The organism is Sphingobium sp., assembly GCF_041987595.1.
GTDB lineage: Bacteria > Pseudomonadota > Alphaproteobacteria > Sphingomonadales > Sphingomonadaceae > Sphingobium.
Genome location: NZ_JBHIWJ010000014.1, coordinates 56,556 through 63,647 on the forward strand (window position 1 = coordinate 56,556; position 7,092 = coordinate 63,647).

A 7,092-nucleotide genomic window follows, 5' to 3' on the forward strand; every position below is an offset into this window, starting at 1 on the left:
GCAGATCGGCCCTCGTCGCGCGATGCTGATGGGGGGCGTGGGCGCCGCCCTGCTTCTGGGCATCGCCGCTCTGGCCCTGCGAAGCCCATCGAGCGAGATGGGCTTTCTCTACACCGACCTTGACCCCAGCGCCGCGCAGGCGATCAGTGAGAAGCTGAAGGGGCAGGGCGTTCCCTTCCAGATTTCGGCTGACGGAACGTCTGTCATGGCCCCGGTCGACAAGCTGCCGGAACTGCGCATGGCGATGGCCGGCGAGCAACTGGGCGGCAAGATCGGCTATGAGGTGCTGGACGCCGAACAGCCCTTCGGCATGTCGGCCTCGCGGGCCAAGCTCAATGAAACGCGCGCTGTCGAGGGCGAACTGGCTCGTTCGATCGAAAGTCTGGAGCGGGTGAGCAAGGCGCGGGTCCATCTCGTCATGCCCGAACGCGCCATGTTCGAAACGGAGCGGCGCAAGGCGACGGCGGCGGTGACGGTCAAGACCAGCGGCCGGTTGCCGGGGGAATCGGTGCAGGCGATCCGCTATCTGGTTGCTGCCGCCGTGCCCGAACTGTCGCCCGAAAGCGTATCGATCGTCGATCAGTCGGGCGCGCTGCTGGCGCGGGCCGGGGAAAGCGGCGGCGCGGGAAGCGCCGAAATCGACGAACGGCAGGCATCTGTTGAGAACAAGCTGCGCGGCGAGATCGAGGCGATGCTGGCGCCGATCGTCGGCACCGGCAAGGTCCGCGCCGAAGTCGCTGCCGTACTGGAGCGCGACCAGGTGCGCGAGGAGGCCGAGACGTTCGATCCCGACACGCAGGTCGTCGCGCATCAGGTTACGGTCGAATCCAATGATCAGAATGACGAAAATGGAGCGGGCGCCCAGGGTGTGACGGTCGGCGCGCAACTGCCCGACAATCAGGCCGCGATCAACGGCACCGGGGGCGACAGCCGCCGCTCCGCCCGCAACGAAACCTCCGAGGACATCACCTATCAGAACAGCCGCACCCAGAAGGTCAGCGTTCGCTCGCCCGGCAAGGTGTCGCGCCTGACGGTGGCGGTAATGGTCGATGGCGGTCCCAAGGGCTTGCCGCAACAGGAAATTCAGCGGCTCCAGCGCCTCGTCGAAAATGCGGTCGGTTTCGACGCCGAGCGGGGCGACAGCGTTGTGGTGGAAAATATGAGCTTCGCTGCGCCGGGCGATCTGGACGGCGCGGAGGGCGGGCTGCCCTTCGGTCTCACAGCCGATGGTCTGCTGGGCTTCGCCAAATATATCCTGATCGGCGGCGTGATCCTGCTGGCGATCCGGATGCTGCGGCCCAAGCTCGCGCCCGCCGCGCCGGAAGTCCAGCCGGTCGAGCATCTGCTGACGCCGGAAAATGACGAAATGACGGCGCTCGCCCAGCGCGCGGCGGATGGTGACGAGGAGGCGATGCGCCAGCTCGAGGAGATGCGACAGGATGTGCCATTGCTCGATGAGGAAATCGCGCTCGCCCAGATTGACGGACGGATCAAGCTCTCGGCGCTCAAGCGCATCGGTGATGCCATCGCCGCCGGACCGGCGGAATCCGCGTCCGTGATCCGCCAATGGATGAATGCCTGAAAGGGATGCAATGATTGAAGATATGGAACCCCGGCAACTGACGCCGGCTCATTTGACCGACGGAACCGACGATGTCGAGATGAATGCCGACCCCAACTGGTCGCCCCGTCAAACCACCCCGCCGGTTCCTGATGATTTGCAGGCTGTGTTCGATGTGCCGGTCAAGGTCCAGGCGATATTGGGCCGTGCGCGAATGGATATTGGCGAATTGCTGCGCCTCAAGCCCGGCATGGTGGTCGAACTCGATCGGCGGGTGGGCGAGCCGGTCGACATCTTCGTCAACAACCGTCTGATTGCCCGTGGCGAAGTCGTGCTGATCGACAGCGCGCTGGGCATCACCCTCACCGAAATCGTGCGACAGGAGCGCTGATGTCCGTATCCGATCATGACCCGACCCGCCTGCTGCTGCTGGGCGATCTCAACAAGACCATGGGCCTTGCCGTCGAAATGGTGCGCGGCTCAGCCGCCAGCATCGCCGTCGGCACGGCCGATTGCGAAGCGCTGGAGCGCTGGCGGCGGACGGTGGGCGATCTGGTCGTCGTGGATGTGGCGGTGAACATGCCCGACGTCATCTCCCGTCTGCGCGGCGAGCGGGTAGCCTGCCAGGCGATGACCGCTGCGGTAGAGGAACTGGTGGGGCGGAGCGTCGACGAAGTGGAGCGCGCGCTGATCCTTCAGACGCTGGATCGTTGCCGGGGGAACCGCACGACCGCGGCGGCCATGCTGGGCATTTCGGTGCGGACGATCCGGAACAAGTTACGGAGCTTCATGACCGAAGATTTCGCGCCGCCGCCGGGGTTGTTGCGGCATTGACGATGTTTCCCCTCCCGTTTGGGGAGGGGACCTATTCCACTCACCGGAACCATCCCATGAAAGTTCAACTCCCCGCCCGGTTCGACGAATTGCTCGCCCGCCTTGGTCCCAGCCGCGATCTGGCGCTGGCGCTGGGTGTGACCGGCATCATCGCGATGCTGATCCTGCCTATGCCCGGCTGGATGCTGGATCTGGGGCTTGCGCTGTCGATCACCGCTTCGGTCCTGATCCTCATGACCGCGTTGTTTATCGACAAGCCGCTCCAGCTGTCGAGCTTCCCGACGATCCTGCTGATCGTCACCATGCTGCGCCTTGGCCTTAACCTTGCCTCCACGCGCTTGATTCTGGGCCATGGGCATGAGGGACATCATGCCGCCGGCGGGGTGATCGCGGCGTTCGGCGAGTTCCTCATGGGCGGGGAGACGGTGATTGGTCTCACCATCTTCGCGATCCTGATCGTCATCAACTTCGTCGTCATCACCAAGGGCGCCGGACGCATCGCCGAGGTCGGCGCGCGTTTCAGTCTGGACGCCATGCCGGGCAAGCAGATGGCGATCGACGCGGATCTGAACGCAGGCACCATTACCGAAGCGCAGGCCAGGGAGCGCCGCGCGGAGATCGAAGCGGAAAGCGGCTTCTACGGCGCGATGGACGGTGCGTCCAAATTCGTGAAGGGCGATGCCGTCGCGGCGCTGCTGATCACGGCGATCAACATCGTCGTCGGCCTGATCATCGGCGTCGCCATCCATGGCGTGCCCTTTGGCGAAGCTTTCACCACTTACACCATCCTGACGGTGGGCGATGGCCTCGTCAGCCAGATTCCGGCGCTGATCGTCTCCACCGCCGCCGGCCTGCTCGTTTCGAAGGGCGGCATCGCAGGCAAGACCGGCGCGACGCTGGGCGAGCAGCTGGGCCGCTATCCCAAGGCGTTCGGCGTCGTGGCTGCGCTCATGCTGGGGCTGGCGCTGATGCCGGGCCTGCCCTTCGCGCCCTTTGCCCTGTTCGGCGGAATTTGCGGCTGGCTGGCGTGGAGCATGACGAAGAAGGCCGAAGCCGCCGCCATCATGGCCCGCATGGAGGAAGCCGCCGCGCAGCAGCAGGTCGCACAGGTCGAGGAACCGATTTCCCGCACCCTTGCAATCGACGCGCTGCGGATCGAGCTGGGCTATGGCTTGCTGCCGATGATCAACGATGCCAGCGCCGAACCGCGCCTCGACGATCAGGTCCGTGCGCTGCGGCGACAGATGGCGATCGATTTCGGCTTCGTCCTTCCCTCGGTCCGCATTCTCGACAATATGGCGCTGGGGGCCAATGAATATGTCGTCTATGTCAAGGAAACCGAGATTGCACGCGGCGAGCTGCGCATCGGCAAGCTGCTGGTCATCAACGCGGCCGGGCAGGACCTCAGCATCCGGGGTGAACCGACCAAGGAGCCGGTGTTTCAGCTTCCCGCCCTCTGGATCGACCGCGACATGCGCGAGGAAGCGGGCTTCCGCGGCCTTACCGTGGTCGATTGCGGCACGGTCGTCACCACCCACCTGACCGAGATCGTCAAGGACAACATCGCTGATTTGCTCTCCTATGCCGAGACGCAGAAGCTGTTGAACGAGGTTCACAAGGACGCCGAAAAGCTGATTGCGGATCTGATCCCGGCGAAGATCTCCATTTCCGGCGTGCAGCGCGTGCTCCAGAACCTGTTGGCCGAGGGCGTGTCGATCCGCGACATCCCCACCATCCTTGAAGGCATTGCCGAAGCCTCCGCCATGACTGCCGGTCTGACGCAGGTGACGGAACATGTTCGCGCTCGCCTGTCGCGCCAGATTTCCGCGCAGCAGACGTTTGATGGCACCATTCCCGTAGTGACGCTGGGCGGGCAGTGGGACGAAGCCTTCGCCGAAAGCATCGTCGGGCAGGGAGAAGATCGGCATTTGGCCATGGCGCCGTCCGTCCTTCAGAGCTTCATCGCCGCCGTTCGCGACACCTATGATCGCTTCGCCGCGCAGGGGGAGATACCCTGCCTGCTGACCAGTCCGCCGCTGCGGCCCTTCGTGCGGTCGATCATCGAGCGGGTGCGCCCGGCGACCGTCGTGCTGTCGCAGAATGAGGTTCACGCCCGCGCCCGCTTGCGCAGTCTTGGGACCATAGGCTGACGCGACCGAACGGCCGATCAATCCTCTATAATGAAAATGACGGCGGGCTTCCGCCACAAGATCGAGAGACCATGCCAGCAGCATCCATGATATTGTCCGTTCCCGGCGCTGCCGCTACGCCCGCCATGCCTTTTGCGGACGCGGATAGCGCGCTCCCGGCCGCCGCCGTTTTCGGCGCGCTGATCGAGGCGACGGCCGCGACGACCGCGACGACCGCCGAAACGTCCATCATTTCGCCCCCGCCTGTTGCCCAGACGCTGCCGCAGCCGCCCCATATGGCGAGCGCCCCGTCGGTTCTTGCCCCCATCGCGCCCGACGCTCCCGATGCGGTGGAGGAGGTCATGGCCGTGTCCCCGGCCGAAACAGGCGAAGCCGGGGCCGTGCCGATCGACCTGCTCCCCGCGGAACGTCCGATGGTTGAGCCGCCCACGCTTGTTCTGCCCTCGACCGACAGGCCGACGATTGCCGAAATGCCGGAGGAGAACGTCGAGGCCGCAACATCCATTCCTCAGCTCGAACCGGAAGCCGCCGCCTTGCCTGAGGTTCCGGCGCAATTGCAAAAGCCGATCGAGAAACCGAAAGCGCCCAAGGAGGACCGCATTTCGAAGCCGGAGGCGCCGAAGACCGATGCAGCCGCGCAGCCCATTGTGCCACTGCCGATGCAAGCCGCCGCCGTGCCGGTGGAGCAGCTTGCGTCGATCAGTGACGGTATCCTACCCGGCGAAAGCGAGTCTGCGGAACCAGAGCTGCGCCTTGCCGCACGGGCGACGCCGGCCAAGGCGCCGACCGCACCCCCAACGGCGCCTCAGACTGGCAGCCGGACCCAAACCGCCATGCCGCGCAGTTCGGAGGCAGACGCGGTTCAAACTACGCCTCAGACGGCCGACAGGGCTGAAACCAGCCTGTCCTCGCCATTGCTGACGCAAACGCTTGCGCCTGTCACCAGCCGCCCCCCCGCCAGCCCCTATCCGGCCATGGCCCAGACTCCTGCGACGGTGCCGGTGGTTCAGGCGCAGCCCGGCCGCATTGGCGCGGACATCGGCGTAGAGATCGCCAGGGCCGCCAAGGGCGAGCGCGATGACCTGCTGATCCGGCTCGATCCGCGCGACATGGGCCGGATCAATGTGCGGCTATCGTTCGACCGCGATGGCACCTTGCGCGCCGTCATGTCGGCCGACAGTCCTGCCGCGCTCGACATGCTGCGGCGCGAAAGCGGCGACCTCAACCGCGCGCTGGCCGATGCGGGCATCCGTTCCGACGCGCAGTCGCTGCGTTTTGATACGCGCTCGGGCGATCAGGGGCAGGGCGCGGGCCAGGGCTGGCAGCGGGGCCATTCCGGCGGTCAGCAAGATCAGGGCGGCCGCCCGCATCCGGCTGATGACGGCGCCGGCGATTTTATCGATCCGCATTACCGGCCGCTGCGCGCCAGCGGTCAGGTAGATCTCATGGCATAAGGACCTGCGCAATGACCACGATCAACTCGAACTATGGCTCTGCCGCTTCCACCTCGCAGCTTGCGGGCCTTTCCACCGACTATACGATGTTCCTGAAGCTGCTGACGACGCAGATGCAAAATCAGGACCCGCTCGATCCTATGGACACGTCGGAATATACCCAGCAGCTGGTACAATATTCGCAGGTGGAACAGTCAATCCAGCAGAACGCGTCGCTTCAGGAGGTCATAGCCCAGTTGAGCGCCCAGCAAATGTCGCAGGCATCGAGCTTCATCGGCAAGGAGGCGCGGTTCGATTCCGCCATTGCGGGGCTGGGCAACGATCCCGCGACCTGGACCTGGCATGTAGACGGCACGCCCGCATCAATCACCGCCACCATTTCGGACTCCTCCGGCAAGGTGATGAACACCCTGACGCTCGATCCGGCCAGTCAGGGCCGCTACGAGTGGGATGGCACCCTGAGCGATGGCAGCAAGGCGCCGGAGGGCGCCTATACGCTGGCGGTCACTGCGACCACGGCGGGCGGCGACAAGCTGGACGCGACGATCAACTCGGTCGCGAAAGTGACGGATGTGGTGGCTTCTGGCAACGACATCATGCTGGGCGTCAACGGTATTCGGATGCCGCTTTACGGCCTGGTCGCGGTGTCGGCTGGCAGCTAGGGCCGTTGCGCTTCTGCGCCATCGGGGGCCAGCAACACGTTCAGCATGGTGCAGCCCGGCAATCGGCCGGGCAGCGCCAGCGCGATCAGGCAATCTTCGATCGACGGGTCTTCGACCGGGCCGATCAGATCGGTGATTTCATCTGGAGAATGGGCGGCCTCTTCCGCGCAGTGCATCGCTGCCGCGCGCCACAGGGATGTCGGACATTCAACGCGCAACTTCAGCGTGAACTCAAATTCCCTGCCCGGCGTCGATACTGCATCAAGGGCAGGTTTCGTATCACTGAACATCTTTTCAATACGCTCTCGATCATGATGGCAGATCCCCCTTTTTTGAACCTGCCGATTATCCGAATTGAGACCGTCCCCCGAACTCGCGACCTTCATTGCAGGATGTGATTCACCCTTCCAACTAAGGGGTTTCCCTTAGGG

General features: G+C 64.7%; 7 protein-coding genes. 6 read left to right on the forward strand and 1 reads right to left on the reverse strand.

What is annotated here, in order from left to right:
• The first annotated feature begins 22 nt into the window (after positions 1–22).
• The 6 genes from fliF to ACFC3J_RS06015 all read left to right on the forward strand — a co-directional run bounded on the left by fliF (position 23) and on the right by ACFC3J_RS06015 (position 6,661).
• The gene (fliF, locus tag ACFC3J_RS05990; RefSeq protein WP_375195297.1) at positions 23–1,582 is read left to right on the forward strand and encodes a flagellar basal-body MS-ring/collar protein FliF; all 1,560 of its coding nucleotides are present in this window, start codon (positions 23–25) and stop codon (positions 1,580–1,582) included.
• A 79-nt stretch (positions 1,583–1,661) separates the two neighbouring features.
• Positions 1,662–1,952, forward strand: coding sequence for a flagellar motor switch protein FliN (gene fliN, locus ACFC3J_RS05995; protein ID WP_375195298.1), 291 nt, complete (start codon positions 1,662–1,664; stop codon positions 1,950–1,952).
• Positions 1,952–2,395 (forward strand): helix-turn-helix domain-containing protein, encoded by a 444-nt coding sequence (locus ACFC3J_RS06000; protein ID WP_375195291.1) that lies wholly within the window; start codon positions 1,952–1,954, stop codon positions 2,393–2,395. The genes fliN and ACFC3J_RS06000 overlap by 1 nt, the downstream gene beginning before the upstream one ends.
• Positions 2,396–2,451: 56 nt before the next feature.
• Positions 2,452–4,545, forward strand: coding sequence for a flagellar biosynthesis protein FlhA (flhA, locus tag ACFC3J_RS06005; RefSeq protein WP_375195292.1), 2,094 nt, complete (start codon positions 2,452–2,454; stop codon positions 4,543–4,545).
• A gap of 71 nt (positions 4,546–4,616) precedes the next feature.
• The gene (locus ACFC3J_RS06010; RefSeq protein WP_375195293.1) at positions 4,617–5,999 is read left to right on the forward strand and encodes a flagellar hook-length control protein FliK; all 1,383 of its coding nucleotides are present in this window, start codon (positions 4,617–4,619) and stop codon (positions 5,997–5,999) included.
• Between the two features lie 11 nt (positions 6,000–6,010).
• On the forward strand, positions 6,011–6,661 hold the full coding sequence (locus ACFC3J_RS06015) for a flagellar hook assembly protein FlgD (protein ID WP_375195294.1): 651 nt from the start codon (positions 6,011–6,013) through the stop codon (positions 6,659–6,661).
• Here the strand turns inward: ACFC3J_RS06015 and ACFC3J_RS06020 are convergent.
• Positions 6,658–7,047 carry a hypothetical protein gene (locus tag ACFC3J_RS06020; protein ID WP_375195295.1) on the reverse strand — a complete coding sequence of 130 codons (390 nt, stop codon included), beginning with the start codon at positions 7,045–7,047 and terminating at the stop codon, positions 6,658–6,660. The two genes, ACFC3J_RS06015 and ACFC3J_RS06020, sit on opposite strands and share 4 nt — an antisense overlap.
• Positions 7,048–7,092: the final 45 nt, after the last annotated feature.

Bases quoted from the DNA above. Each gene is read 5' to 3' on its own strand.
- ACFC3J_RS06015 (WP_375195294.1), top strand. From the start codon at position 6,011: ATGACCACGATCAACTCGAACTATGGCTCTGCCGCTTCCACCTCGCAG.
- fliN (WP_375195298.1), top strand. From the start codon at position 1,662: ATGAATGCCGACCCCAACTGGTCGCCCCGTCAAACCACCCCGCCGGTT.
- flhA (WP_375195292.1), top strand. From the start codon at position 2,452: ATGAAAGTTCAACTCCCCGCCCGGTTCGACGAATTGCTCGCCCGCCTT.
- fliF (WP_375195297.1), top strand. From the start codon at position 23: ATGCTGATGGGGGGCGTGGGCGCCGCCCTGCTTCTGGGCATCGCCGCT.
- ACFC3J_RS06020 (WP_375195295.1), bottom strand. From the start codon at position 7,047: ATGAAGGTCGCGAGTTCGGGGGACGGTCTCAATTCGGATAATCGGCAG.
- ACFC3J_RS06000 (WP_375195291.1), top strand. From the start codon at position 1,952: ATGTCCGTATCCGATCATGACCCGACCCGCCTGCTGCTGCTGGGCGAT.
- ACFC3J_RS06010 (WP_375195293.1), top strand. From the start codon at position 4,617: ATGCCAGCAGCATCCATGATATTGTCCGTTCCCGGCGCTGCCGCTACG.